Source organism: Streptomyces sp. NPDC051219 (assembly GCF_040682335.1).
Lineage (GTDB): Bacteria > Actinomycetota > Actinomycetes > Streptomycetales > Streptomycetaceae > Streptomyces.
In genome coordinates this window covers 309,605-336,011 of the sequence record NZ_JBFBAS010000003.1, presented here as the reverse complement: position 1 = coordinate 336,011, position 26,407 = coordinate 309,605, and the positions used below count along the sequence as shown (strand labels likewise).

26 protein-coding genes are annotated in these 26,407 nt (G+C 70.9%); 14 read left to right on the top strand and 12 right to left on the bottom strand.

Features of this window, described 5'->3' with window-relative positions; translation table 11 throughout:
* Positions 1-101 precede the first annotated feature (101 nt).
* From AB0M62_RS06550 to AB0M62_RS06530, 5 genes are read left to right on the top strand one after another with little or no spacing between them, the layout of a single operon-like run.
* Entirely contained in the window at positions 102-644 is a 543-nt protein-coding gene (locus tag AB0M62_RS06550; RefSeq protein WP_366072985.1) for a bacterial proteasome activator family protein, read from the top strand.
* A gap of 43 nt (positions 645-687) precedes the next feature.
* Positions 688-1,527 (top strand): NTP transferase domain-containing protein, encoded by an 840-nt coding sequence (locus AB0M62_RS06545; RefSeq protein WP_366072984.1) that lies wholly within the window; start codon positions 688-690, stop codon positions 1,525-1,527.
* Positions 1,524-2,858 (top strand): molybdopterin molybdotransferase MoeA, encoded by a 1,335-nt coding sequence (locus AB0M62_RS06540; RefSeq protein ID WP_366072983.1) that lies wholly within the window; start codon positions 1,524-1,526, stop codon positions 2,856-2,858. Before AB0M62_RS06545 ends, AB0M62_RS06540 begins: the two co-directional genes overlap by 4 nt.
* A 20-nt stretch (positions 2,859-2,878) precedes the next feature.
* Entirely contained in the window at positions 2,879-3,934 is a 1,056-nt protein-coding gene (locus AB0M62_RS06535) for a potassium channel family protein (RefSeq protein WP_366073071.1), read from the top strand.
* A gap of 10 nt (positions 3,935-3,944) precedes the next feature.
* Positions 3,945-4,925: an NAD(P)H-quinone oxidoreductase gene (locus AB0M62_RS06530; protein ID WP_366072982.1), complete on the top strand. Its 981-nt coding sequence runs from the start codon at positions 3,945-3,947 to the stop codon at positions 4,923-4,925.
* A gap of 90 nt (positions 4,926-5,015) precedes the next feature.
* On the opposite strand, the gene AB0M62_RS06525 is transcribed toward AB0M62_RS06530, so the two are convergent.
* The 3 genes from AB0M62_RS06525 to pdhA are packed head-to-tail and all read right to left on the bottom strand — an operon-like array spanning position 5,016 to position 8,544.
* Positions 5,016-6,395, bottom strand: a complete 1,380-nt coding sequence (locus tag AB0M62_RS06525) for a dihydrolipoamide acetyltransferase family protein (RefSeq protein ID WP_366072981.1) — start codon at positions 6,393-6,395, stop codon at positions 5,016-5,018.
* Entirely contained in the window at positions 6,395-7,399 is a 1,005-nt protein-coding gene (locus AB0M62_RS06520; RefSeq protein ID WP_366072980.1) for an alpha-ketoacid dehydrogenase subunit beta, read from the bottom strand. The genes AB0M62_RS06525 and AB0M62_RS06520 overlap by 1 nt, the downstream gene beginning before the upstream one ends.
* Positions 7,396-8,544, bottom strand: a complete 1,149-nt coding sequence (gene pdhA, locus AB0M62_RS06515; RefSeq protein ID WP_366072979.1) for a pyruvate dehydrogenase (acetyl-transferring) E1 component subunit alpha — start codon at positions 8,542-8,544, stop codon at positions 7,396-7,398. Before pdhA ends, AB0M62_RS06520 begins: the two co-directional genes overlap by 4 nt.
* A gap of 172 nt (positions 8,545-8,716) precedes the next feature.
* Between pdhA and AB0M62_RS06510 the strand changes: the two genes are divergently transcribed.
* Positions 8,717-9,223 (top strand): Lrp/AsnC family transcriptional regulator, encoded by a 507-nt coding sequence (locus AB0M62_RS06510; RefSeq protein ID WP_366072978.1) that lies wholly within the window; start codon positions 8,717-8,719, stop codon positions 9,221-9,223.
* On the opposite strand, the gene AB0M62_RS06505 is transcribed toward AB0M62_RS06510, so the two are convergent.
* Positions 9,220-9,864, bottom strand: coding sequence for a TetR/AcrR family transcriptional regulator (locus AB0M62_RS06505; protein WP_366072977.1), 645 nt, complete (start codon positions 9,862-9,864; stop codon positions 9,220-9,222). The genes AB0M62_RS06510 and AB0M62_RS06505 overlap by 4 nt on opposite strands.
* Positions 9,861-11,378: a 3-hydroxyacyl-CoA dehydrogenase gene (locus AB0M62_RS06500; RefSeq protein WP_366072976.1), complete on the bottom strand. Its 1,518-nt coding sequence runs from the start codon at positions 11,376-11,378 to the stop codon at positions 9,861-9,863. The genes AB0M62_RS06505 and AB0M62_RS06500 overlap by 4 nt, the downstream gene beginning before the upstream one ends.
* 215 nt (positions 11,379-11,593) lie before the next feature.
* Between AB0M62_RS06500 and paaN the strand changes: the two genes are divergently transcribed.
* Positions 11,594-13,276 carry a phenylacetic acid degradation protein PaaN gene (gene paaN / locus AB0M62_RS06495; RefSeq protein WP_366072975.1) on the top strand — a complete coding sequence of 561 codons (1,683 nt, stop codon included), beginning with the start codon at positions 11,594-11,596 and terminating at the stop codon, positions 13,274-13,276.
* Here the strand turns inward: paaN and AB0M62_RS06490 are convergent.
* The 3 genes from AB0M62_RS06490 to AB0M62_RS06480 all read right to left on the bottom strand — a co-directional run bounded on the left by AB0M62_RS06490 (position 13,267) and on the right by AB0M62_RS06480 (position 16,102).
* Positions 13,267-14,091: a TrmH family RNA methyltransferase gene (locus AB0M62_RS06490; RefSeq protein WP_366073070.1), complete on the bottom strand. Its 825-nt coding sequence runs from the start codon at positions 14,089-14,091 to the stop codon at positions 13,267-13,269. The two genes, paaN and AB0M62_RS06490, sit on opposite strands and share 10 nt — an antisense overlap.
* 17 nt (positions 14,092-14,108) lie before the next feature.
* Positions 14,109-15,293, bottom strand: a complete 1,185-nt coding sequence (locus AB0M62_RS06485; protein WP_366073069.1) for an HTTM domain-containing protein — start codon at positions 15,291-15,293, stop codon at positions 14,109-14,111.
* Positions 15,294-15,397: 104 nt separating this feature from the next.
* The gene (locus AB0M62_RS06480; protein WP_366072974.1) at positions 15,398-16,102 is read right to left on the bottom strand and encodes a DUF5819 family protein; all 705 of its coding nucleotides are present in this window, start codon (positions 16,100-16,102) and stop codon (positions 15,398-15,400) included.
* A 120-nt stretch (positions 16,103-16,222) separates the two neighbouring features.
* On the opposite strand from AB0M62_RS06480, the gene paaA reads away from it, so the two are divergent.
* The 6 genes from paaA to AB0M62_RS06450 all read left to right on the top strand — a co-directional run bounded on the left by paaA (position 16,223) and on the right by AB0M62_RS06450 (position 21,020).
* On the top strand, positions 16,223-17,185 hold the full coding sequence (gene paaA, locus AB0M62_RS06475) for a 1,2-phenylacetyl-CoA epoxidase subunit PaaA (RefSeq protein WP_366072973.1): 963 nt from the start codon (positions 16,223-16,225) through the stop codon (positions 17,183-17,185).
* Positions 17,182-17,472 carry a 1,2-phenylacetyl-CoA epoxidase subunit PaaB gene (gene paaB, locus AB0M62_RS06470; protein ID WP_366072972.1) on the top strand — a complete coding sequence of 97 codons (291 nt, stop codon included), beginning with the start codon at positions 17,182-17,184 and terminating at the stop codon, positions 17,470-17,472. The genes paaA and paaB overlap by 4 nt, the downstream gene beginning before the upstream one ends.
* On the top strand, positions 17,469-18,215 hold the full coding sequence (gene paaC, locus AB0M62_RS06465) for a 1,2-phenylacetyl-CoA epoxidase subunit PaaC (protein ID WP_366072971.1): 747 nt from the start codon (positions 17,469-17,471) through the stop codon (positions 18,213-18,215). The genes paaB and paaC overlap by 4 nt, the downstream gene beginning before the upstream one ends.
* Entirely contained in the window at positions 18,209-18,703 is a 495-nt protein-coding gene (gene paaD / locus AB0M62_RS06460; protein ID WP_366072970.1) for a 1,2-phenylacetyl-CoA epoxidase subunit PaaD, read from the top strand. Before paaC ends, paaD begins: the two co-directional genes overlap by 7 nt.
* Positions 18,704-19,762: a 2Fe-2S iron-sulfur cluster-binding protein gene (locus AB0M62_RS06455; protein WP_366072969.1), complete on the top strand. Its 1,059-nt coding sequence runs from the start codon at positions 18,704-18,706 to the stop codon at positions 19,760-19,762. It abuts the gene before it with no gap.
* Positions 19,763-19,886: 124 nt separating this feature from the next.
* Positions 19,887-21,020 (top strand): acyl-CoA dehydrogenase family protein, encoded by a 1,134-nt coding sequence (locus tag AB0M62_RS06450; RefSeq protein ID WP_366072968.1) that lies wholly within the window; start codon positions 19,887-19,889, stop codon positions 21,018-21,020.
* Between the two features lie 20 nt (positions 21,021-21,040).
* Here AB0M62_RS06450 and AB0M62_RS06445 read toward each other — a convergent pair whose 3' ends face one another.
* The 3 genes from AB0M62_RS06445 to AB0M62_RS06435 are packed head-to-tail and all read right to left on the bottom strand — an operon-like array spanning position 21,041 to position 23,824.
* Positions 21,041-21,385, bottom strand: a complete 345-nt coding sequence (locus AB0M62_RS06445; protein WP_366072967.1) for a rhodanese-like domain-containing protein — start codon at positions 21,383-21,385, stop codon at positions 21,041-21,043.
* A gap of 44 nt (positions 21,386-21,429) precedes the next feature.
* On the bottom strand, positions 21,430-22,329 hold the full coding sequence (locus AB0M62_RS06440; RefSeq protein WP_366072966.1) for a hypothetical protein: 900 nt from the start codon (positions 22,327-22,329) through the stop codon (positions 21,430-21,432).
* Positions 22,330-22,381: 52 nt separating this feature from the next.
* Positions 22,382-23,824 (bottom strand): DUF2252 domain-containing protein, encoded by a 1,443-nt coding sequence (locus AB0M62_RS06435; RefSeq protein WP_366072965.1) that lies wholly within the window; start codon positions 23,822-23,824, stop codon positions 22,382-22,384.
* 213 nt (positions 23,825-24,037) lie between these two features.
* Here AB0M62_RS06435 and AB0M62_RS06430 point away from each other — a divergent pair, with 213 nt between their 5' ends.
* Positions 24,038-25,480 (top strand): cellulase family glycosylhydrolase, encoded by a 1,443-nt coding sequence (locus AB0M62_RS06430; protein WP_366072964.1) that lies wholly within the window; start codon positions 24,038-24,040, stop codon positions 25,478-25,480.
* Positions 25,481-25,677: 197 nt separating this feature from the next.
* Here AB0M62_RS06430 and AB0M62_RS06425 read toward each other — a convergent pair whose 3' ends face one another.
* Positions 25,678-26,352, bottom strand: coding sequence for a response regulator transcription factor (locus AB0M62_RS06425; RefSeq protein WP_366072963.1), 675 nt, complete (start codon positions 26,350-26,352; stop codon positions 25,678-25,680).
* Positions 26,353-26,407: the final 55 nt, after the last annotated feature.

The window sequence follows — 26,407 nt, the reverse complement described above, 5'->3', positions numbered from 1 at the left end:
CCCACGGCACCGGATGCTGTCCATGTGCCCCCGTACAGGGTGGATCACCTCTGTACGGGGGCACACCGAGTGGAGATGCATCTGTGCGAGAGAATGGCGGCATGGATATGCCGAGGAGTGAACGGTCGCAGGAGAGCCCCCCGGTCCTTGTGGTGGGACAGGACGGGACGGCAATCGGCGGCGCCGATGACGAGTCCCGCGAGGTCCCGGTGACGGAGATGGTCGAACAGCCCGCGAAGGTCATGCGCATCGGCAGCATGATCAAACAGCTCCTGGAGGAAGTCCGCGCGGCTCCTCTGGACGAGGCGAGCCGGGTACGGCTCAAAGACATCCACGCCAGCTCGGTCAAGGAGCTCGAGGACGGCCTCGCACCGGAGCTGGTCGAGGAACTGGAGCGGCTCTCGCTCCCGTTCACCGACGAAGCGATCCCCTCGGAAGCCGAACTGCGTATCGCGCAGGCTCAATTGGTCGGCTGGCTCGAAGGTCTCTTCCACGGGATCCAGACGGCGCTGTTCGCACAGCAGATGGCGGCGCGGGCCCAGTTGGAGCAGATGCGCCGTGCGCTGCCGCCGGGCGCGAGCGGACACCCCGACGACACTGACGAGGGCGGCCACGGAGCCATCCGCTCCGGCCCCTACCTGTAGTTCCGCGTTCCCCCGAAGATCTGCAAGGGCCATACTCGGGGGCATGACAGCGTATGACGCGATCATCCTCGCCGGAGGCGCGGCCAGCCGGCTCGGTGGCGCCGACAAGCCGGGCCTCAGCGTGGGCGGGCGGGCGCTGCTCGACCGGGTGCTGAGTGCCTGCTCCGACGCCGGCGTCACGGTCGTCGTCGGCGGCAGGAGGCCCACCGTCCGGCCGGTCGTCTGGACCCGCGAAGAGCCAGCCGGCGGCGGCCCGCTCGCCGCCCTCGACGCGGGAGTACGGCGCACATCGGCCGAGAGCCTGCTTGTCCTCTCGGCCGATCTGCCGTTCCTGGGGGCGCAGACCGTGCGGGAACTGTTCGCCGCACTCGGTCGGAGCGGCCGGGAGGCCGCGCTGCTCGCCGACCCCGGGGGGCGGGAGCAGCCTCTGGTCGCGGCCTACCGCGCGGAACCGCTCCGCCGCGAGCTCGCGCTGCTCGCCTCCGAACACGGCGGACTCACCGGGCTGCCGCTGAGACTCCTCACCACCGAGCTGGACCTCACCCGGGTCGCCTCAGGACCTCTGGACTCCTTCGACTGCGACACCTGGGACGACATCGCAACCGCCCGAGCCCGGATCAGGGAGCATGGGAACGTGCTGGATGAATGGATCACCGCAGTCAAGGACGAACTCGGCATCGAGCTCGACGTCGACACCGCGCTCCTTCTCGACCTCGCCCGCGACGCCGCCCACGGTGTCGCCCGGCCCGCCGCCCCGCTGACCACGTTCCTCGTGGGGTACGCGGCGGCGAAGGCGGAGACGGCCGGCGGCGGTCAAGAGGCGGTGGCCGAGGCCGCGCGCAAGGCCGCGGCCCTCGCCGCGCGTTGGGCCGAGGAAGGATGAGCACCGCGAGCGAGGACCACGAGCGTGAGCTCGACGAGGCGCTGGCGCTGGTCTGCCGGGTCCCGGATCCGGCCGTCGCCTCAGCCTCCGGAGCCACACCCGGGCCGGCCCCCGCACCGGGCCCGCAGCACCGTGCCACCGGCTGGCCCGAGGCCCGCGCCCTGGCGGCGGCCACGGCCCGGGCGGTGCCGGCCCACGCCCGGCCGACACCCCTCGACGACGCGCTGGGCGAAGTGCTCGGCAGCCCGCTGGAGGCCCACACCGACCTGCCGTCCTTCGATACCTCGGCCATGGACGGATGGGCGGTTGCAGGTCCGGGTCCGTGGACCGTCCGGGAGGGCGGCATCCTCGCGGGCGCTGACCGGCCCGCACCGCTCGCGGACGGCGAAGCGGTCAGGATCGCCACGGGCGCCCGTGTACCCCCCGACACCACCGCCGTGATCCGCAGCGAACATGCCCGTACGGAAACCAAGGGCCAGTTGTACGCGGACCGTGAAGTCGTACAGGGGCAGGACATCCGCCCACGCGGCCAGGAGTGCCACAGCGGCGACCGGCTGCTGCCCGCCGGCACGCTGGTCACTCCCGCCGTACTGGGACTGGCCGCAGCCGCCGGCTACGACGAACTTCTCACCGTCCCCCGTCCGCGGGTCGAAATCCTCGTCCTCGGCGACGAGTTGCTGACCGCCGGACGGCCGCACGACGGGCTGATCCGCGACGCGCTCGGCCCCATGGCCGGCCCCTGGCTGCGCGCCCTGGGCGCCGACGTGATCGCCACCCGCCGGCTCGGTGACGACGCCGAAGCGCTGCACAAGGCGGTGACCACTTCCGATGCCGACCTTGTCGTCACCACCGGCGGCACTGCCTCGGGCCCCCGCGACCATGTCCACCCGGCCCTGCGCCGGACCGGTGCGGAGCTGCTCGTCGACGGGGTCGCCGTCCGGCCGGGCCACCCGATGCTGCTGGCCCGGCTCACCCAGGGGAAATTCCTAGTGGGCCTGCCGGGCAATCCCCTTGCCGCGGTGTCCGCGCTGCTGACCCTGGCCGAGCCGCTGCTGCGAGGGCTGGCGGGGCTGGGCCCCCAGCCCTCGTACGCCGCGCCCGTACGCGGCGACGTACACGGCCATCCGTACGACACCCGTCTGGTCCCCGTCGTCCATCGCGCCGACCAGGCCGTGCCGCTGCACTACAACGGGCCCGCCATGCTGCGGGGTGTCGCCACGGCGGACGGACTGGCCGTCGTACCTCCCGGCGGCGCGGTGAGCGGGCAGGAAGTGGACATTCTCGATCTTCCCTGGCTGGGTCTCCCCTGGGCCGCCGGAGGTTTCACGTGAAACTTCCCGGCCACGACGCGATGGCCCGCCACGCGGACGAGAAACTGGTCACCCGGCGTGTGAAGCTCCCCAAGCAAGTCGTCGAGCGCCCGCTCATCCAGGTCGGCAAACGACTCCTGATGGCCCTGGCAGTTCTCGCCCTGACGGTTCTCATCGTCTACATCGATCGCGGCGGCTACCACGACAACGCCGACGACAACGTCGACTTCCTCGACGCCGTCTACTACGCCACCGTCACCCTGTCCACGACGGGCTACGGCGACATCGTCCCGCACAGCGACAGCGCCCGGCTCACCAACGTGCTTCTGGTGACACCGCTGCGCGTGCTGTTTCTGATCATCCTGGTCGGTACCACTCTCGAGGTCCTCACGGAGCGCACCCGGGACGAGTGGCGGCTGAACCGCTGGAGGTCCCACTTGCGTGATCACACCGTCGTCATCGGCTTCGGGACGAAGGGCCGCTCCGCGATCCAGACGCTCTGCGCCACCGGTCTCAAGCAGGAGCAGGTCGTCGTCGTCGACCCCAGCGAGAAGGTCATCGACATGGCCAACGCCGAGGGATACGTCGGGGTGGTCGGCGACGCCACCCGCAGCGACGTACTCCTCCGCGCCGAAGTACAGAAAGCACGTCAGATCGTCATCGCCACCCAGCGCGACGACACCGCGGTCCTGGTCACGCTCACCGCCCGCCAGCTCAATCGCGGAGCGAAGATCGTCGCCGCGGTACGGGAGGAGGAGAACGCTCCGCTGCTGCGCCAGTCGGGCGCCGACGCCGTGATCACCAGCGCCAGCGCGGCCGGCCGGCTGCTCGGTCTGTCGGTGCTCAGCCCCAGCGCCGGCACCGTGATGGAGGATCTCATCCAACAGGGCAGCGGCCTCGACCTCATCGAACGCCCGGTCATAAAGTCCGAGGCGGGCAAGCACGTGCGCGAGACCGACGACCTGGTGGTGAGCGTACTGCGGGGCCATCGCCTGCTCGCGTACGACGATCCGGCGGCCAGTCCGCTGCAGCTCACCGACCGCGTGATCGCCGTCGTGCGGGCGAGGCCCGTCACACCGGCGCACGGCCCGGAGTAGCCTCGCCGCCATGCATGCGATCACGATCCCCGAACCCGGCGGTCCCGAGGCCCTCGTCTGGGCCGAGGTACCCGATCCCGAGCCCGGCGAAGGCGAGGTCCTCGTCGAAGTCGTGGCCAGTGCGGTCAACCGCGCCGACCTGCTGCAACGACAGGGCTTCTACGATCCCCCACCCGGCTCCTCGCCCTACCCGGGGCTCGAATGCTCCGGACGGATCGCGGCGCTCGGTCCCGGCGTCTCGGGGTGGGCAGTCGGTGACGAGGTCTGCGCACTGCTGGCCGGCGGTGGCTACGCCGAGAAGGTCGCCGTCCCGGCAGGGCAGCTGCTGCCCGTCCCGGACGGAGTCGACCTCATCACGGCCGCGGCGCTGCCCGAAGCGACCTGCACCGTCTGGTCGAACGTCTTTATGATCGCCCACCTCCGGCCAGGCGAGACCCTGCTGGTGCACGGCGGCGCGAGCGGCATCGGCACCATGGCCATCCAGCTCGCCAAGGCCGTCGGCGCACGGGTCGCGGTCACCGCGGGCGGACCCGAGAAGCTGGCGCGCTGCGCCGAACTCGGCGCCGACATCCTGATCGACTACCGCGAGCAGGACTTCGTCGAGGAGCTCCGCAAGGCCACCGACGGGGCGGGCGCAGACGTCATCCTCGACATCGTCGGTGCGAAGTACCTGGACCGGAACGTGCGGGCATTGGCCGTCAACGGCCGCCTCGCGGTGATCGGCCTCCAGGGCGGCGTCAAGGGCGAGCTGAACCTCGCCTCACTGCTGGCCAAGCGGGCGGCCATCACCGCCACCTCGCTGCGGGGCCGGCCGGTGGCCGAGAAGGCGTCGATCGTGGCGGCGGTACACGAACACGTCTGGCCCCTGACCGGCGCGGGCCTGGTCCGCCCGGTGGTGCATCGCACATTCCCCCTCCGGGAGGCGGCCGAGGCGCACCGCGCGCTGGAAGAGGGCACGCACGTCGGCAAGATCCTGCTGCTGGCGCGGTGAGACGGACGACCCGTGACGAAGGGAGCCCCGCTGCGTATGCGGCGGGGCTCCCTTCGTCACCGGGCTCCGTCCATCACGGGGCTCCGTCCGTCACAGCGAGCGCAGCAGCACCGCCGGGTGCTCCACACAGTCCGCGACATGGCGCAGGAAACCGCCGGCCGTGCCGCCGTCGCAGACCCGGTGGTCGAACGTCAGCGAGAGCTGGACGACCTGGCGCACGGCCAGCTGGCCGTCGTGGACCCACGGCTTTGCGACGATCCGGCCGACGCCCAGCATGGCCGCTTCGGGGTGGTTGATGATCGGCGTGGAGCCGTCCACCCCGAAGACGCCGTAGTTGTTCAGCGTGAAGGTGCCGCCCGTGAGGTCCCCGGGTGCCAGGGCACCTGCCCGGGCCTTCTCGGTGAGGCGGGCGAACTCGGCGCTGAGCGATTCGGCGCTCCGGTCCTGGGCGTCCCGTACGACGGGCACCACCAGCCCACGCTCGGTCTGGGCGGCGAAGCCGAGATGGACCTCCGGCAGGCGCACAATCTCCCGCGCGTCCACGTCCACTCTGGAGTTGAGCTCGGGGAAACGCGCGAGTGCGGCCGTGCAGATGCGGGCGAGCAGCGCGATGACCGAGATCTTCGGGCCGCCGACCGCGTTCATGGCGGCGCGGGCGGCCATCAGCTCGGTGGCGTCGGCGTCCACCCAGCATGTCGCGTCCGGGATCTCGCGCCGGCTGCGGGAGAGCTTGTCGGCCACCGCACCGCGGACCCCGCGCAGCGGCACGCGCTCGGCCGTGGGCTCGGCAACCGGCTCGTGCACCGGTCGGAGCGCCGCCTCCACATCGGAGCGCAGGATCAGCCCGTCCGGGCCGGAGCCGGTCAACTCCCGCAGATCCAGGCCGTGCTCGCGGGCCAGCCGCCGGACGAGCGGCGAGATGACCGGCACGGGACCGCTTGGCATGGAGGGCTCGAACTGCTCGGGCGCGGCCTGAACGACCGGCGGAGTGTCCTGAAAGGCCTCCGGACGAATCCTCCGGCGCCGGACGGTCGGACCCGTATCGGTGCCATAACCGACCAGCACGTTGCCGGACCCGGACCCGCCGACGGAACCATTCCCGGAAGCTCCGGAGCCATTGCCGGAGGCGTTCCCGGAGCCCGGGCCACCCGCGGCGGAGCCTGTCCCCGACCCCTGCATCGCCGCGGCGGAAGCGGGCTGCGCTTCATCGTGCGAATTCGACACCGCACCCACGGCGACCGTCAGCAACGGTGCGCCGACCGGCAGTTCTGTGCCCTCCTCGCCGAAGCGCGCGGTGACCACGCCGCCGTACGGACAGGGCACCTCCACCGTCGCCTTGGCCGTCTCCACCTCGACGACCGGCTGGTCGACGGCGACGACATCGCCGACAGCCACCAGCCAGCGGACGATCTCGGCCTCGGTCAGTCCCTCACCGAGGTCCGGCAACTTGAATTCCAGGACCTGTGCCATCAGCTCCCCACCTCCCACTGCAACCGCGCCACCGTGTCCAGGATGCGGTCCACACCGGGAAGGTGGTGCCTTTCCAGCATCGGTGGCGGATACGGGATGTCGAATCCGGCGACCCGCAGCACCGGCGCCTCCAGATGGTGGAAGCAGCGCTCGGTGACCCGGGCGGCGATCTCCCCACCGGGCCCGCCGAAGCCGGTGGACTCGTGCACGACGACCGCGCGCCCGGTGCGCCGCACGGACGCGGCCACCGTCTCGTCGTCGAACGGCACCAGCGAGCGCAGGTCGACGACTTCCAGGTCCCATCCCTCGGCCCGGGCCGCTTCCGCGGCCTCCATGCAGACCGGTACGGAGGGTCCGTATGTAATGAGGGTGGCACTGCGGCCGGAGCGCCGCACGACGGCCCGCCCGATCGGCTCGACCGCCTCGGGCGCGTCCGGGGACCACTCCGCCTTGGACCAGTAGAGCCGCTTGGGCTCCAGGAAGACGACCGGGTCGTCGGAAGCGATCGCGGCCCGCAGCAGTCCGTACGCGTCGGCGACCGTAGCGGGGGCGACGACATGGAGACCCGGAGTCGCCATGTAGTACGCCTCGGAGGAGTCGCTGTGGTGCTCGACGCCCCCGATGCCGCCGCCGTACGGCACGCGGACCACGATCGGCATCGGCATCACGCCCCGGGTGCGGTTCCGCATCCGGGCCACATGGCTGATGAGCTGCTCGAAGGCCGGGTAGGCGAAAGCGTCGAACTGCATCTCGACCACCGGCCGCAGCCCGTACATCGCCATGCCGACCGCGGTTCCGAGAATCCCGGCCTCCGCGAGCGGCGTGTCCGTACAGCGGTCCTCGCCGAACTCCTTCGCGAGCCCGTCGGTGATCCGGAACACCCCGCCGAGCGTGCCGACGTCCTCGCCCAGCACATGTACGCGCGGGTCCTCGGCCATCGCGTCGCGCAGCGCTCGCCCGAGCGCCTGCGCCATGGTGGCCGGCTTGACGGCGACCGTGGTCATCGCTCCCCCTCCGCGTCCGAAGCGGCGTCGGCGTCGAGCTCGGCCCGCAGCATCTCGGCCTGCTCCCGCAGGTGTGTCGTCTGCTCCGCGTAGACATGCGCGAAGAGGTCCATCGGATTCAGTACCGGATCGGCGTTCATCCGCTCGCGCAGTCGCGCGGCCATCGTCTCGGCCGCCTCCTTCGCCGCCCGGATACCGTCCTCGTCGAGCAGCCCCCGGCCGGTGAGTTCGCGCTCCAGCAGCACGATCGGGTCGTGCTCACGCCAGGCCTCGACCTCCGCGTCACCGCGGTAGCGGGTGGCGTCGTCCGCGTTGGTGTGGGCCTCCATGCGGTACGTAATCGCCTCGACCAGCGACGGCCCGCCGCCCGCACGCGCCCGCCGTACGGCGTCGCTCAGCACCTCGTGCACCGCCGCCGCGTCATTGCCGTCGACCAGCCGCCCGGGCATTCCGTAGCCGACGGCCTTGTGGGCCAGCGACGGTGCCGCGGTCTGCTTGGCCAGCGGCACCGAGATGGCGAAGCCGTTGTTCTGTGCGAAGAACACGACCGGCGCCTGCCACACGGCCGCGAAGTTGAGCGCCTCGTGGAAGTCGCCCTCGCTGGTCCCGCCGTCGCCGACCATGGCGAGCGCCACGACATCGTCTCCCTTGAGCCGGGCGGCATGGGCGAGCCCGACCGCGTGCGGCAGCTGGGTCGCGAGCGGAGTGCACAGCGGCGCGATGCGGTGCTCACGCGGGTCGTATCCGGTGTGCCAGTCACCGCGCAGCAGGGTAAGAGCCTGTACGGGATCGAGGCCGCGCGCGACAGCCGCGAGGGTGTCGCGGTAGCTGGGGAAGAGCCAGTCCTGCTCCTGGAGCACGAGGGCTGCGGCGACCTCGCTCGCCTCCTGCCCGACGGTCGACGGGTAGACGGCGAGTCGGCCCTGCTTGGTGAGAGCGGTGGCCTGCGCGTTGTACCGGCGGCCGCGCACCAGCTCGGTGTACAGCCGCAGCATCAGGTCGGGGTCGAGCCGGTCGGCGGCATCGGTGCCGAGCACGCGGTACGGCTCGGGGTCCGGGAGCAGCGGTGCGGGGTCGGTACGGGGCCTCCAGGCCGGCGGCGGCGTGGGGCGGTAAGACGCACCGGGCAGCTCTTGGACCGTCATGACGACCTCCTCCTCGTGGGAGCGGCGGGGGGCGCACGAGAGTGAGGCGCCTCACCTACCGATTGTTCGGTCGCGGGGGCATTTTGGCTACAGGCGCAGCCAGGCTGTGGACAAACGGTTCTCCACAGCCTGAGATAGAGGCAGGACGTCCATGGCAGGGAGGCCGGGGGCAATGACGGATGAACAAATGGCCGCCGAGGGCACCGACGGCCAGAACGCCCCCGCACGGCCTCTTGACGCCATCGACCGCGACATCCTGTACATGCTGCGCACCGACGGACGTGCCTCGATACGCTCCGTGGCCGAGCATGTGCACGTTTCCCGGGCCAACGCGTACGCGCGCATCAACCGGCTGATCGACGACGGGGTGATCCGCGGCTTCACCGCCCGGGTCGACCATGAGCGCGCAGGGCAGGGCGCCTCGGCGTACATCACGCTCAAGATCGTCCAGAACTCCTGGCGCACCGTGCGGGAGCAGCTCCAGGCCCTGCCCGGAGCCGCCCACATCGCGCTGGTCAGCGGCGACTTCGACGTACTGCTGCTCGTGCATACCCCGGACAACAGAACGTTGCGGGAGCTGGTGCTCACCAAGCTGCAGTCGATCCCCGAGGTGCTCTCCACCCGCACGCTGCTGGTCTTCGAGGAGACGGACCTCGACCCGGTCCCCGATCTGCCCTAGGCCGGTCCGGCGCCCGCCGCTCCGGCGCCCGCCGGACCGGTGGTGCCCGCCGGACCGGTGCGCAGACCGTCGAAGGCCAGCCGTACGACCGTCTCCGCCACCTGGTCGCGGTCGGCGCCGCCGTCCGGGTGCGGCCGGTACCACTCCACCAGTGAGTTCACCATGCCGAAGAGCAGCCGGGTGGCAAGCCGGATGTCGACATCGGCCCGCAGATCCCCGTCCGCGGCGGCCGCCTTCAGCAGATCGGAAACCCGCTGGTCGAACTCGCGACGACGCTCGAGCGCCCATCGCTCGGTCTTCGTGTTGCCGCGCACCCGCAACAGCAGCGTCACGTACGGCACCTCGGCCATCAGCACCTCGACGGTGCGCCGGGTCACGTATTCCACCCGCTCGATCGCCCGCCCCCGCGCCGCCCCCGGCTCGTCGAGGATGCCGAAGAGCCCGTCGAGGGCCCGGCTGACGGCTCGCCGCAGCAGTTCCTCCTTGCCCGCGACGTGGTGGTAGATCGAGGACTTGGAGATGCCGGCCGCCTTGGAGAGGTGCTCCATGGACGTGCCGTCGTACCCGCGCTCGTTGAAGACCCGGACGGCGACCGTCAGGAGCGTCTCCGGGGTGTACGTGTCCCGTCTGACGGCGGTCATGACGCGGCCTCCTCACCGGCGGACGCCGCGTAGGACCGGCGGTACAGCGCGAGCGACGGCGCATAGCGCCCGGTCGGACAGCGTTCGTGCATCGCCCGCAGCAGGTCGAACGCCCAGTCCTGGCCGAGCCTGCGGCCCCATTCGACCGGGCCGAGCGGGTAGTTCACCCCGAGCCGCATGGCGGTGTCGATGTCCTCGGGGGTCGCGACGCCCTTGGCCACCGCGTCGGCCGCGAGGTCGATCAGCATGGCGACGGTCCGGGCGACGATCATGCCGGGGAGGTCCCCGATCACGCTGACGTCCTTGCCGAGCTTCTGGAAGAGGCCGGTCGCTTCCCGGAGCGCCTGTTCTGAGGTGTCCTCGGAGACGGAGAGCGCGATACGGGTGGCTCCCCGGTAGTCGAGGGCGAGGTCGAAGTAGACGACGTCGGCGTACTCGACGGAAGTGGCGCCGTCGGCCGGGACGAGCTGTCCGTCACCCGGCAGGGCGATGTAGGGGCCGCCGGTCTCGGCCGCCCTCTTCACGGTGATGCCGGCCTCCTCCATCATCGGGATGAGCTGCTCGGCCGGGCCCAGAGCGCCCACGACGGTGACGGCATCGGGCGCCTCCTCCGGCGCGGCCGTATGCGGTACGGGCCTGGGTGACCCTTCCGCGTACGAGTACCAGCCGTGGCCGGCCTTGCGGCCGTGCCGGCCGGACTCGACGAGCCGCCGCTGGGCGAGGGACGGGACGAACTTCGGCGACTGGAAGAAGGCGTCCCAGACCGACCGTGTGACGGCCTCGTTGACGTCCTGGCCGATCAGGTCGGTCAATTCGAACGGGCCCATCCTGAAGCCGCCGCACTCGCGCAGGACGGCGTCGATCGTGGCCGGATCGGCGCCCTGTTCCTCGTAAACCGCGAACGCCTCGGCGTAGAACGGGCGGGCGATGCGGTTGACGATGAAGCCGGGGGTGTCGGCGCAGCGGACGGGCGTCTTGCCCCAGGCGGCGGCCGTCTCGTACGCGTGGGTGGCGGCCGTCTCGTCGGTGGCGAAGCCGCTGACCACCTCGACCAGGGGCAGGAGCGGAGCCGGGTTGAAGAAGTGCAGGCCGACGAAGCGGCCGGGAAGCCTCAGGCCGCCCGCGATCGCGGTGACGGAGAGCGAGGAGGTGTTGGTGGTGAGCAGACAGTCGTCGGCGACGGTCTCCTCCAGCGCGCGGAACAGCTCCTGCTTGACATCGAGCCGCTCGACGACCGCCTCGACGACGAGAGCGGCGTCGGACAGCTCGGTGAGGTCCTTGGCGGGGTGCAGCCGGGCACGTGCCTCCTCGGCCTCCGCGCGGTCGAGCCTGCCCTTCTCGACGAGCCGGTCCAGACGGGCGGCGACGGCCCCGGCGGCTTCCTGCGCACGTCCGGGCGCGGCGTCGTAGAGGCGTACGGGGTGGCCGGCGACCAGAGCGACCTGGGCGATGCCCTGGCCCATGGTGCCTGTGCCGACGACGGCGACGGTGCGGGACCGCTCGATTGCTGTCATGACCCCGATCCTCCTGTATGGGTTCCTGTCGGGGGTACGGGGGTCGTCCCCCGGGGGACGACGGCCACAGGACGACCGGGCCCTCTTGTCCCGACCGATCGTTCGGTTACTCTAACTCCTGTCCGTCTTTCTCTGCCCGCCCGTCTCCCACCACCGCCCATCGAAGTGCGCCTCGCGCGCCGATTCGATTGAGCTCGACGAGGAGTTGGTCCTTGATGGCCGCCGAACTCACCGCACCTCAGCTGTCCGACAAGCACCGGCCCACCCTCGAACAGGCCCTCGAGGCGATCCGCACGCGTGCCTACTGGTCACCCCACCCCGAGCACCCCAAGGCATACGGCGAAACCGCCCCCGCCGACGGTCTCGCGGCCTTCAAGGCCCTGCACGGCACCCGCCTCGGCCTGGACCAGCCCGGCACGGACGGCTGGACCGGCGGCGAGGTATCGCCGTACGGTCCCGAGCTCGGTGTCGAGTACCCGCACGCCGACCCGGACGTCCTGCTGCCCGCCATGCGGGCGGGAATGACGGCCTGGCGCGAGGCGGGCCCCGAGACGCGCGCCCTGGTCTGCATCGAGATCCTGGCGCGCATCAGTGCCCGTACGCACGAGTTCGCCCACGCCGTCATGCACACCAGCGGCCAGGCCTTCATGATGGCGTTCCAGGCCGGCGGCCCGCACGCCCAGGACCGTGGTCTGGAAGCCGTGGCGTACGCGTACGCGGAGCAGACCCGCACCCCCGAGGCCGCCGACTGGTCCAAGCCGCAGGGCAAGCGCGACCCGCTCAGCCTCGGCAAGACGTTCACCGCCGTGCCGCGCGGCATCTCGCTGCTCATCGGCTGCAACACCTTCCCCACGTGGAACGGCTACCCGGGTCTCTTCGCCTCCCTGGCCACGGGCAACCCGGTCCTGGTCAAGCCGCACCCGCGGGCCGTGCTGCCGCTCGCGCTGACCGTGCAGGTCGCCCGCGAGGTGCTGGCCGAGTCGGGCTTCGACGCCAACCTGGTCGCCCTGGCCGCCGAGCGGCCCGGTGAGGGCATCGCCAAGACCCTGGCCCTCCGCCCCGAGATCCGCATCATCGACTACACCGGAGGCACCGCCTTCGGCGACTGGCTGGAGGCCAACGCCCGCCAGGCGCAGGTGTACACCGAGAAGGCCGGCGTCAACACCGTCGTCATCGACTCCACCGACGACTACAAGGGCATGCTCGCCAATCTGGCCTTCTCGCTCTCCCTGTACAGCGGCCAGATGTGCACCACCCCGCAGAACCTGCTCATCCCCCGCGACGGCATCACCACCGAGGCCGGCCCCAAGTCGTACGACGAAGTGGTCGCCGACCTCGCCGCCTCGGTGAACGGACTGCTGGGTGACGACGCCCGGGCGAACGCGCTGCTGGGCGCCCTGGTCAACCCGGACGTCAAGGCCCGGCTGGAAGCAGCGGCCGGCCTGGGCGAGGTCGCCCTGCCCTCGCGGGAGGTCCCCAACCCGGAGTTCCCGGACGCGGTGGTCCGTACGCCGGTGATGGTCAAGCTGGACGGCTCCAAGCCGGACGACGAGGCCGCCTACCTGTCCGAGTGCTTCGGCCCGGTCGCGTTCGCCGTCGCCGTCGACTCCACGGGCGACGCGGTCGAGCTGCTGCGCCGCACGGTCCGCGACAAGGGCGCGATGACGGTCGGGGCGTACACCACCTCGGCCGAGACCGAGCGGGCGGTCGAGGACGTCTGTCTGGAGGAGTCGGCGCAACTCTCGCTGAACCTGACCGGCGGGGTGTACGTCAACCAGACCGCGGCCTTCTCCGACTTCCACGGTTCCGGCGGCAACCCGGCGGCGAACGCGGCGCTGTGCGACGGAGCGTTCGTGGCCAACCGCTTCCGGGTGGTGGAGGTAAGGCGTCAGGCGTAGGACCGACGCTCCGGGCCGCCGCCGTCCCCCACGTGAGCGGGGCCGGTGGCGGCCCAGTGGAACAGCGCCATCGCCACGCTGGTGGCGAGGTTGTAGCTGGACACCTGCCGCCTCATCGGCAGCGAGACCAGCTTCGTCGCGCGACCGCGCAACTCCGGCGAGATGCCGTGGCGCTCCGAGCCGAACGCGAGCAGCGCGTCGTCGGGGACCGTGACCGACCTGATGTCCTCCCCTGCCGGGTCCAGTGCGTACAACGGCCCCGGCGGCAGTCCGTCGAGGCTCGTCCGCTCCACGGCGGTGGCGTAGTGGAGCCCGGCACCGGCTCGTACGGCGTTCTGGTGCCAGGGGTCGATGTCGCCTGTGGTCACCACGCCGGTCGCGCCGAATCCGGCGGCCAGCCGGACCACCGCCCCGACGTTGCCCAGGTTGCGGGGGTTGTCCAGCACGATCACCGGCGCGGGCCGGGGCAGCCGGGACAGCGCGTCCCGGTTCGCCGCCGCGCTGCGCCGGACGGCGAGCGCGGCCACCTCGGTCGTGTGCCCCCGCGGTACGAGCTCCCGCAGCACCTGCGAGGGGACCTCCACCAGGGTCTCCGCCAGTACGCCGGTCAGGTCGTCGGCCAGCGTCGCGGCGAGCTCGAGCACCGAATCGCGGTCGCTCGTGAGCGTCAGCCGCACGTCCGCGCCGAAACGCAACGCGTGCTTGAGGGCGTGGAACCCGTCGAGTAGTACGGCCTCGGCGGCGGTCTCACGCCACTGGCGCAACGCGGTCGTGCTCCTGGTCGTACTCGCGGTGGTACTCGTGGTGGTGGTCATGGGGTCGTCGGAGGTGCTCACCCCACGAGACTACGGGGGGCCTGTGCCTCGCTCGGACGCCGCTGCTCGGGTACCGGCCGCGCCCGCGAGAACAGCCGTGCCCGCGAGAACAGCCGTGCCCGGCCCCCCGCCGCCCGGCCGCCGACCCAGACCAGGAAGGCCGTGGGAAGGAACACCGCATCGGCAGTGATCATGGCCATCGAGAAGAAGGGCAGCCCCAGCAGGATCGCGATACCGGCGTGCTCCAGCATCATCGCGGCGAGCAGGACGTTCTTGACCCGCCGGTTGAAGAGGGTGAAGGGGAACGCGACCTGCACGGCGACCGTGCCGTAGCTCAGCAGCATCACGATCACCCCGCTGCCCGCGAGCAGCCCGGACAGCTCGGGCCAGGGCGAGAAATAGTCCAGGTGAAGCGGGTAGTAGAGCGCGCTGCCGTCCTGCCAGCGGGAGCCCTGGATCTTGTACCAGCCCGCGGTCGCGTAGATCAGGCAGACCTCGGCCATGATCACCAGCATGGCGGCGTTGTGGACCAGGTTGGTCAGCACGTCCATCAGCCGGCGCAGCTGGCTGTCCGGTTCGTAGCGGCACAGCGCCCACCACGCCCCGTGCACCACCCACAGGCCCCAGAAAACCAGCAGCCAGCCGCAGCTGAGCTCGCCCATCAGCGTGACGGCCGCGAGGACCAGTCCCAGCACCGACCACAGGGCAGGGCCGGCCCGGTCCCGCACCGGCCGGCCGGCCTCCTGCGCACGGGCCGCGCGACGGGCGTCCAGCGACCAGACCTGGGCGCAGCGGGTCAGTACGAGGTAGATCGCCATCAGGTGGATGACGTTGTCGCCGCCGTCGCCCATGAAGACGCTGCGGTTCTGCAGCGAGAGCACACCGGCCATGAAGAGCACCGACATGGCACGGGTATGCCAGCCGAGCATCAGCAGGGCGCTGGCGACGATCGCGAGGCCGTACACGATCTCGAACCACACCGTGCCGTCCGACCACATCAGGACGCTGAAGGCCTCGTTGCCGGCGATGAGCTGCCGGGCCAGGTCCCAGCTCCAGGCACCGTCGGGACCGTACAGCTCGTGGCGGTTGGGCAGTTCGCGGAGCAGGAAGAGCAGCCAGGTGGCCGCGAAACCTATGCGTATGACCGCGCTCTGGTACGGGCCGAGGGCACCCGCGGTGACACGGCGGATGGCGTGCGCCAGCTTCCGGTCGACCGGAACGGCGGGGGAGGCAGGGGTGCCGGGTGAGGCGGTGCCCGTGGAGGCGGTGCCCGTGGAGGCGGGCGTGCCGGAGGAGGCGGGCGTGGTCACTGGGCGGTCTCCTTGCGCTCGGCCGGCAGATCGGCGGAGCTCACCCGCCACCAGGGGAGCACGCGGTAGAACGCCTTGGTGTCGATCCGCTCCTCGCTCCACGGCGGTGCCGCGACCGAGGTCGTCGAGGACCTGAGCTGGATGCGTTCGACCCTGCCGCCCAGTTCGCCGGCGTCGAGGCGCAGCATGACGATGCGCCGCAGATACGACTCGGAGAGCTCACCGCGCAGACCGTTGGGCCTGTTCTCGTTGTCGTGGGAACCGGTGTAGAAGTCCCAGGCGCGGCGAAGCTCGTTCTGGTCGACGTGGCTGGGGAAGAGGTTGTGGCGGACCCGCGCGGCGTCCCGGGCGGTCAGGTCCTTCCAGACCGTGGTCGTGCGCTCACCACCGGGGGTGCGGACATCGGCCCGCACCTGGACGGCAATGTTCTGCTGCAGCGGGTTGGGGGCGAAGAGCTTCCAGTTCTGCTCGAACTCGGGGTAGATCCACTCGTCGATCGCCTCACCGTGCTGCTTGGTCATCGTGTTCGACGGCGCGACGTGCAGGAACACCATCGCGACGTGCACGCAGGCGAACACTCCGATGACGGCGAGGGCGAACGAGGCCACGATCTGGTAGGGCAGCGAGAGCCCCGCTATGCCGCCGGACTGCGCCCCGGCGCCGGGTGGCGCGCTCCCACCCCTGTCGTCGTACGAATCCATCCCGCCCCGATCCCCAACGGCCCTCGAGCTCAAAGTTGTCCACAGAGGTTGACACCCTACGGGCCGCCGACTCACCATTGAAGTCAATGAACCGAACGATCGGTCGGTAGGGAGCCAGGAATGGCAAAAGTGGCTGCGGACCACACGACGTACGAGGCCGCCTTCGACGCGGCCGTGGCTGCCGACGAGCGCATCGAACCGCGCGACTGGATGCCGGACGCCTACCGCGCCTCGCTGGTGCGCCAGATGGCACAGCACGCCCACTCCGAGATCATCGGTATGCAGCCCGAGGCGAACTGGATCACCCGCGCGCCTTCGCTGCGGCGCAAGGCCATCCTGATGGCGAAGGTCCAGGACGAGGCGGGGCACGGGCTGTACCTGTACAGCGCTGCGGAGACGCTGGGCACCAGCCGCGAGGAGCTGCTCGACAAGCTGCATTCCGGCCGCCAGAAGTACTCGTCGATCTTCAACTACCCGACGCTGACCTGGGCCGACGTGGGTGCGATCGGCTGGCTCGTGGACGGCGCGGCGATCACCAATCAGGTGCCGCTGTGCCGCTGCTCGTACGGACCGTACGCCCGCGCCATGGTCCGTATCTGCAAAGAGGAGTCCTTCCACCAGCGCCAGGGGTACGAGCTGCTGCTCGCCCTCAGCAAGGGGACACCGGCGCAGCACGCGATGGCGCAGGACGCGGTGGACCGCTGGTGGTGGCCGTCGTTGATGATGTTCGGCCCGCCGGACGACGAGTCCTCGCACTCCGTGCAGTCGATGGCCTGGAAGATCAAGCGCCATTCGAACGACGAGCTGCGCCAGCGCTTCGTGGACATCTGCGTTCCGCAGGCCGAGGCACTCGGGCTGGCCCTCCCGGACCCGGACCTGCGGTGGAACGAGGAGCGCGGGCAGCACGACTTCGGCGCGATCGACTGGACCGAGTTCTGGGACGTCCTCAAGGGCAACGGCCCCTGCAACGACCAGCGGATCAACCAGCGGCGCCAGGCGCACGAGGAAGGCGCCTGGGTTCGGGACGCGGCGGCCGCGTATGCCGCGAAGCACGCACAGAAGCAGGGAGAGGCGACGGCATGAGCAGCTCGACCGACTGGCCGCTGTGGGAGGTGTTCGTGCGCTCGCGCCGCGGACTGTCGCACACGCACGCGGGGAGCCTGCACGCCCCGGACGCGGAGATGGCCCTGCGCAACGCGCGCGACCTCTACACCCGCCGGAACGAGGGCGTCTCGCTCTGGGTGGTGCCCTCCACCGCGATCACCGCCTCGTCCCCCGACGAGAAGGACTCGTTCTTCGAGCCGGCGGGCGACAAGCCCTATCGCCACCCGACGTTCTACGACATCCCGGAAGGTGTACGGCATCTATGAACCGCGTACCTGTGAGCCAGGAGACCGCGGCGGCCACGGCCGACGTGGCGGCTCTCGCTCTGGGCGACGACGCACTGGTGCTCTCCCACCGGCTTGGGGAGTGGGCGGGCCACGCCCCCGTGCTCGAGGAAGAAGTGGCGCTGGCGAACATCGCGCTGGACCTGTTGGGACAGGCGCGGGTGCTGCTCTCTCTTATCGGCGACGAGGACGAACTGGCGTATCTCCGCGAGGAGCGCGCCTTCCGCAACCTGCAGCTCGTGGAGCAGCCGAACGGTGACTTCGCGCACACGATCGCCCGCCAGCTCTACTTCTCCACCTACCAGCACCTGCTGTACGGACAGCTGGCGGCAGGGGACGGTGCGCTCGCCCCGCTGGCCGCGAAGGCGGTCAAGGAGGTCGAGTACCACCGGGACCATGCGGAGCAGTGGACGCTGCGGCTCGGCGACGGCACGACGGAGAGCCGGGACCGGATGCAGCGCGGGCTGGACGCGCTGTGGCGGTTCACCGGCGAGATGTTCCGGCCGGTCGAGGGCGTGGCCGTGGACACACGCACGCTCGAGGACAGCTGGCTGGAGTCGGTGACCTCGGTACTGGAGCGGGCGACGCTGACCGTTCCCGAGGGGCCGCGGACCGGAGCCTGGGCGGCCGGCGCAGGACGGCAGGGCCTGCACACCGAGCCGTTCGGGCGGATGCTCGCCGAGATGCAGCACCTGCACCGCAGCCACCCGGGGGCGTCATGGTGACCACGACCGCCCTCGAAGAGGAACTGGCCCGGCTGGCCGGGTCGGTCCCCGACCCGGAGCTGCCGGTGCTGACCCTCGCCGAACTGGGGGTGCTGCGCGGGGTGCAGGTACTGGGTCCCGGCAGGGTCGAGGTCGAGCTGACCCCGACGTACACCGGCTGCCCGGCGATCGAGGCCATGTCCACGGACATCGAGCAGGTGCTGCACGAGCACGGGATACCGGACGTCTCGGTCCGCACCGTTCTCTCCCCGGCCTGGTCGACGGACGACATCAGCGCCGAAGGCCGCCGCAAACTGGCGGAGTTCGGCATCGCCCCGCCGCGCGCCCGTGCCGCCGGCGGAGCGGTACCGGTGGCACTCTCGGTCCGCTGCCCGCACTGCGGGTCGACGGACACCGAGCTGCTGAGCCGGTTCTCCTCCACCGCGTGCAAGGCTCTGCGGCGCTGCGCCGCCTGCCGCGAACCGTTCGACCACTTCAAGGAGTTGTAGATGGCCCGCTTCCACCCGCTCCGCGTGGCGGCGGTCGACCGGCTCACCGACGACTCGGTGGCCGTGACCCTCGAAGTCCCGCCCGCACTGCGCGAGGAGTACCGCTACACGCCGGGCCAGCATCTCGCTGTCCGGCTGGACGTCGACGACACCGAGGTCCGTCGTACGTACTCGATCTGCTCACCGGTGCTCGGCCCGGAGGCCCCGGCCGAACTCCGGGTGGGGGTACGGCTGGTGGAGGGCGGGGAGTTCTCCACCTTCGCCCACAAGGAACTGGCCGCGGGCGACATCCTGCATGTGATGACCCCGGCGGGACGGTTCGTCCTCGAGCCGGCCCCCGGGTACTACGCCGCGGTCGTCGGCGGCAGCGGCATCACACCGGTTCTGGCCATCGCCGGCACGCTCCTCGCGCAGACCGCCGATGCGCGGTTCTGCCTGATCCGCAGCGACCGCACCGCGGCCTCGACGATGTTCCTGGAGGAGGTCGCCGACCTCAAGGACCGCTATCCGGAACGGTTCCAGCTTGTGACCGTGCTGTCCCGGGAGGAGCAGCAGGCCGGTCTCGGCTCGGGCCGGCTGGACGAACAGCGGCTGACCGGCCTGCTGCCGGCGCTGCTGCCGGTGGAGACCGTCACCGGCTGGTTCCTGTGCGGCCCGTACGGGCTGGTGCAGGGAGCCGAGCGGGCCCTGCGCGGGCTGGGAGTGAACCGGCACCGCATCCACGAGGAGATCTTCCACGTGGACGGTGGCGCCGCCCCCGCACCGGTGGCCGCGACGGCAGTGCACAGCCGGGTGACCGCGAAGCTCGACGGCCGCTCGGGCACCTGGCCGGCCCAGGACGGCGAGTCTCTGCTGGAGACCGTGCTGCGCAACCGGGCGGACGCTCCGTACGCCTGCAAGGGAGGGGTGTGCGGGACCTGCCGCGCCTTCCTGGTCTCGGGAGAGGTCCGGATGGACCGCAACTTCGCACTGGAGGCGGAGGAGACCGAGGCGGGCTTCGTACTGGCCTGTCAGTCCCATGCGACCACGGACGAGGTGGAGTTGGACTTCGACCGCTGACATCTGCCTCTCCGTGTTCCATCGCGGAGGCCTTCTCTTTGCGGCTGTGTTCTTTTTCAAGAACATGTTCTATCTTGACGGGTCGTCAGGTCAGGGCGGAACCGGGTGCGCGGGAGGACAGGCAGTGGACTTCACCTTCACCGAGGAGCAGCAGGCCGCCGTCGAGGCGGCGAAGGCGGTCTTTTCGGGCGTCGAACCCGACAGCGTTCCCAGCCCCGCGCTCACTCCCGGAGCGGTGGCCGACGACTTCGACCGCGGGCTCTGGGCCGGGCTGGCCGGCTCCGACCTGCTCAGCCTGGTGCTGGATCCCGAGCACGGCGGGGCAGGGCTCGACGCCACGGCCCTGTGCCTGGTGCTCCGCGAGTCCGCCAAGGTGCTCGCCCGGGTGCCGCTACTGGAGCACTGCGCCGTCACCATGGCCGTGCAGGCCGCCGGGGGCCCCGAACTGGCCTCGGAGATCCTGCCCCGTGCCGGACGGGGGGAGCTGGTGCTGACGGTCGCGGCCAACGGCCGCACCGGACACGACCCGGCCGAACTCGCCGTCACCGCACGGCGTGACGGCGTCGGCTGGGTGCTCGACGGGGTCCAGACGGGTGTGCCGTGGGCCCAGAGCGCCGACCTCATTGCTGTTCCGGCCCATACGGGCGAGGGCCGGGCCGTGCTGGCCATGGTCCGCCGCCAGGAGGCGGGCCTCTCCCTCGCCGACCAGGTGTCCACCAGCGGCGAGCGCTTCGCCGAGCTGACTCTCGACTCCGTACGGATCGAGAGCCGCCACCTCATCGACGTGGAGGGCGCCTGGGAACGGCTGCGCAACCTGCTGGCCACCGGCACCTGCGCATTGGCGCTCGGGCTGGGCGAGGCGGTACTGCGCATGACCGGCGACTACACCGGCAAGCGCGAACAGTTCGGCTTCCCCATCGCGACCTTCCAGGCGGTCGCGGTGCAGGCCGCCGACCGCTATATCGACCTGCGCGCCATGGAGGTCACCCTTTGGCAGGCGGCCTGGCGGCTCGACAGCGGAGCCGGCGGACCGCTGCCCGCCGCGGGCGATGTGGCGGTGGCGAAGATCTGGGCGTCCGAGGGCGTCCGGCGGGTCGTCCAGACGGCCCAGCACCTGCACGGCGGTTTCGGCGCGGACACGGACTATCCGCTGCACCGCTACCACGCCTGGGCCAAGCAGCTGGAGCTGTCCCTCGGCCCGGCAGCAGCCCACGAAGAGGCACTGGGCGACCTGCTGGCCGCCCACGCCCTCGGCTGAGGCAGCCGGGGATCAGTCCGTTACAGAACGATCGCGGGGCCGCCACTGTCGGTGACCATCGGAAACCCTGCACGGTCCCAGGCGAGCATGCCGCCGTCAACGTTCACGGCGTCCAGGCCCTGCTGCAGCAGGTACTGGGTGACCTGCGCGGACCGGCCGCCGACCCGGCACACGACGTGGAGGCGGCGGCCGCCCTCGGCCGCCGCCGTCACCTCGCCGAAGCGCGCCACGAAGTCGCTCATCGGAATGTGCAGGGCGCCCGCGACGTGTCCCGCCGCCCATTCGTCGTCTTCCCGGACGTCCAGTACCAAGCCCTCGGCGGGCACCGCCGCGGCGTCCACGGCGGGGAGCGAGCCGAAATTCATGGGGTCACGCCTTCTCTCGTACGCGTGCAAGCAATACCGAAAACCTAACCCACCAGCTTTGCGAGCTCAGCCTCACGCTCGGAGACCTGCGCGAGCAGTTGCTCGGCGATCTCATCCAGCAGCCGGTCCGGGTCGTCGGGGGCCATCTTCAGCATCGCCCCGATGGCGCTGGCCTCCAGCTCCTGGGCCATCACCGCCAGCAGCTCCTTGCGCTGCGCCAGCCACTCCAGCCTCGCGTAGAGCTCCTCGCTCTCACTGGGCCCGTGCCCCTCGGGGACCGGTCCCGCGGCCCATTCCTCGGCCAGCGACCGCAGCTGTGCCACGTCCCCGCGGCCGTAGGCGGCGTTGACGCGGACGATGAACTGGTCCCGGCGTGCCCGTTCGGCCTCGTCCTGCGCCAGATCCGGATGCGCTTCCCGGACCAGCTCGCGGTAGAGCTTCCGGGCCTCCTCGCTGGGCCGGACCCGCTTGGGCGGCTGCACCTGCTGATCGGTGAGCATCGCCGCGGCCTCGGGGGAGAAGCCGTCGGAGTCGATCCAGTCGTGGAACAGCTCCTCGACACCGGGCATGGGCATCACCAGGGCGCGCAGGTCCTGGGCCCTGCGCAGATCCTCCGGATCGCCGCTGCGGGCGGCCCGGGCCTCCGCGATGAGCGCGTCCAGCTCGTCGAGACGCGAGTACATCGGGCCGAGCTTCTGGTGGTGGATCCGGGAGAAGTTCTCCACCTCGACCCGGAAGGTCTCCACCGCGATCTCGAACTCGATCAGCGCCTGCTCGGCCGCCCGCACGGCCTTCTCCAACCGTGCCTCCGGCCGCTGGTCGTGCTGCTGCTCAGGGCGCTGCTGCTCATCGCGCCGCTCGTCGTTCTGCTGCTCGTGCTCATGCTCACGGCGCTGCTCGTCGTCGTTCCGGGCGGTCGGCGCCCCGGCAGATTCCTGGCTCACCCGCCCAGCCTACGGGCGCCCGGGCGAACCCTCGTCACACCCCGACCCCGGGTCACACCCCCGTCTCCGCAGCGATCCGTCCCGCCTTGACGGCCGCGACCAGGTCGGCATGGTCCGCTTCCGTACGGTCCGCGTACGCCACCGCGAACGTGGCCACCGCCTCGTCGAACTCGTCGCTCTTGCCGCAGTAACCCGCGATGAGCCGTGGATCGACGCTGTGCGAATGCGCTCGCGCCAGCAGTGCACCGGTCATGCGTCCGTAGTCGTCGACCTGGTTGGAGGACAGCGCCGTCGGGTCCACGCTGCCCTTGCGGTTCCTGAACTGCCGCACCTGGAACGGCCGCCCCTGCACCGTGGTCCAGCCCAGCAGGATGTCGCTGACCACCTGCATCCGCTTCTGCCCGCGCACCACCCGGCGCCCTTCGTGCACGGGCTCCGGGTTCTCGAAGCCCAGCCCCGGCAGATAGGGCAGCAGCGCCGATGGCCGCGCCTCTTTGACCTGCAGCACCAGTGGCTCACCCCGGTGGTCGAGCAGCAGCACCACGTACGAACGCGTCCCCACACTGCCCGTCCCGACCACTCGGAACGCCACGTCGTGGATCGCGTACCGCGATAGCAGCGGCAGCCGGTCCTCCTGGACCGTCCTCAAGTACTCCCCGAGCGCGAGCGCCACCGCCGCCGCCTCCGCGTCACCCACGCGCCGCAGCACGGGCAGGGCGTCCACGAAGCGGCGGCCGCCGTCCTCCGTCGGCTCGGTCGATTTGGCGGCGAAACGCGCACTGGTGTTGTTGCGGGCCTTCTCGGCGACCCGCTCCAGCGTCCCCTGCAGATCCCGCGAGTCGGTGTGTGAGACGAGCTCCTCGTCGGCGATGGCGTTCCACGCGTCCAGCACGGGAAGTTTCGCCAGCAGTCGCATCGTCCGCCGGTAGGCGCCCGCCGCGTCGAGGGCGGCCTCCCGGCAGACGTCCTCGGCCGCACCCGCCACCCGGCCGGCCAGCACAAGTGAGGTCGCGAGCCGCTTGAGGTCCCATTCCCACGGTCCGAACTCGGTCTCGTCGAAGTCGTTGAGGTCGATGACGAGCCGGTTCCGCGCATCGCCGTACAGCCCGAAGTTCGCCGCGTGCGCGTCGCCGCAGATCTGCGCGCCGATCCCGGTGACCGGAGTGCCCTGCAGGTCATGAGCCATCAGCCCGGCGGCCCCGCGGAGGAACGAGAACGGCGTGGCCGCCATCCTGCCCACCCTTATCGGCGTGAGCTCGGGCACCCGGCCCTGGTTGGACTCCTCCACGGCACGTACCGCGTCCGGCCGGCCCTCGGGAAGAACCATCGAGCCGTGCGAGGCCCGGGGGACCCGGGCCCGAAGTGCCTTGCCCTCGGCCCTCGGCGAACCCTCCGGCAACCGCGGCGCGAAACCTGGCACCGGTGGGATGCGCTCCCCCTGCTCACCGGCCACCGGCGCCCGCAGGTCCGCCACTGCCCCGTCGACCTCACCCATCGAATGCCCTCGTCTCCGTACAACGCCAACGCAACGCCGGAACATCAACATCAATCGCCGACGACCGTACCGCCGCGTGCCGACCAGCGTCTCCCTCTGTGGGCAACTCCAGAGGTCACCATCTCGCCCTGCTTGTCATGACCCTTGCAAGTGATCCCGCCGCCTGCTATTCCCATTCTGTTAGGAAAGTTTCCTATCCCAGTTGGAGCCCCCATGAGATCAGCTCAGCTCTGGTTGCGAGGCGGAGGCGTGGCCGCCTTCGTCACGGCCCTTCTGCTCACCGGGACCGCCGCTCCGGACACCGCCTCGGCTGCCCCCACCCGGTACGAAGCCGAATCCGCGACGGTCTCCCAGGGCGTTGTGGAGTCGAACCACACCGGCTACACCGGCACCGGCTTCGTCAACTACGACAACGCGAGCGGCAGTTACCTCCAATGGACGGTCGACGCCGCCCAGGCCGGGCCCGCGAACCTCTCCCTCCGGTTCGCCAACGGCACCACCGCCAACCGTCCGATGACCATCACCGTCAACGGCGCCACGGCCGCGACGGACAAGGCCTTCCCCGGCACCGGAGCCTGGACCTCGTGGTTCACCACCTCGGTGACCGCCGCCCTCAAGGCGGGCAGCAACACCGTCCGCGCCACCGCCACCACGGCGAACGGCGGCCCCAACGTCGACCACCTCACCGTCGACACCGCACCTGCCCCCGACGGCAGGCCCCCTGCCGAGATCAACGGACAGCTCAAGGTCTGCGGCACGAAGCTCTGCAACCAGTACGGCAAACCGGTCCAGCTGCGCGGCATGAGCACCCACGGCCTGCAGTGGTACGGCCAGTGCGTCACCACCGGCTCACTGGACGCCCTGGCCACCGACTGGAACGCCGACGTCCTGCGCATCTCGATGTACATCCAGGAAGACGGGTACGAGACCGACCCGCGCAAGTTCACCGACCAGGTCCACTCGGTCATCGAGCAGGCCACCGCCCGCGGCATGTACGCGATCGTCGACTGGCACATGCTCAGCCCCGGCGATCCGCACTACAACCTCAGCCGCGCCAAGACCTTCTTCACCGAGATCGCCCAGCGCCACAAGGACAAGACCAACCTGCTGTACGAGATCGCCAACGAGCCCAGCGGCGTGAGCTGGTCGCGCATCAAGAGCTACGCAGAACAGCTCATCCCTGTCATCCGCGCCCAGGACCCGGACACCCCGGTTCTCGTGGGCACCCGTGCCTGGTCATCGCTCGGCGTCTCCGAGGGCGGCGACGAGAGTGAGATCGTCAACAACCCGGTTCAGGCCTCCAACATCATGTACACGTTCCACTTCTACGCGGCCTCGCACGGCACCGAGTACCTGAACACCTTGTCCCGCGCGGCCGACAGACTCCCCCTGTTCGTCACCGAGTTCGGTACGCAGACCGCGAGCGGCGACGGCGGCAACGACTTCGGCCGCTCCCAGCAGTACCTGGACCTGATGGCGAGCAAAAAGATCAGCTGGGTCAACTGGAACTACTCCGACGACTCCCGCTCCGGAGCCGTCTTCAACAGCGGCACCTGCAACAGCAACGGGCCGTGGGCGGGAACCAGTTCCCTGAAGCCGGCCGGCGTGTGGGTCCGCGACCGGATCAGGACGCCGGACGACTTCCCCACCGGCTGACGTCTCCCACGGACAGCGCAGGTCGGCGGCTCCGGGCCCCAGCCCGGAGCCGCGTGCCCCAGCCCGGAGCCGCGTGCCGCATGCCCCGTGCCGCCTCCTCCCCCTCGTTCCGTGCCGCCTCCGTCCGTCACTCGGGCCGGTCCCGTCACTGCCCGTGTCCCGTCGCAGCCGGCATCCCGTCACAGGCCCGCGTCCCGTCACAGGCCGGCGTCCCGCGCCAGTAGCGCCGCCTGCACCCGGTTCCCGCATTCCAGCTTCGACAGGATCCGGCTGACGTACGTCTTCACGGTCGCCTCGCTCATGTGGAGCCGCTTACCCGCCTCCGCGTTGGACAGCCCCTCCCCCAGCAGCGCCAGGACCCCCCGCTCCCGCTCACTCAGCGCCGCGACCTTCGCCCTGGCCGCCGCAGGGGAGACCTCGTGCCGCCGCCCCTCGCCACGCCCCGCCGCCCGCCCCGAGGCCAGCTGGTCGACCACGTGCCGGGTCGCACCGGGCGAGAGATAGGCGTCACCCGCGGCAGCCGCCCGTACGGCCTGGATCAGCTCGGCAGGTGCCGAGTCCTTCAGCAGGAACCCGGCTCCCCCATGCTCCAGCGCCCGCAGTACGTTTTCCCGCTCCCCGAACGTCGTCAGGATCAGCACCCGCGCCGCCGGCGAACTCCGCTGCACCTCCGCCAGCGCCGTCAGCCCGTCCATCAGCGGCATCTGGATGTCCAGCAGCACCACGTCCGGGGCGTACGAGCGCACCAGCTCCACGGCCTCGCGGCCGTTCGCGGCCTCGGCGACCACCTCGATGGACCGGTCCGAGGTCAGGATCATCCGGATGCCCGCACGGATGAGCGGTTCGTCGTCGGCGATCACGACTCTGACCATCGGCCCCGGCCCTGGCCCCGACCCCGGCCCCGTCACACCCGTCACACGTACTCCC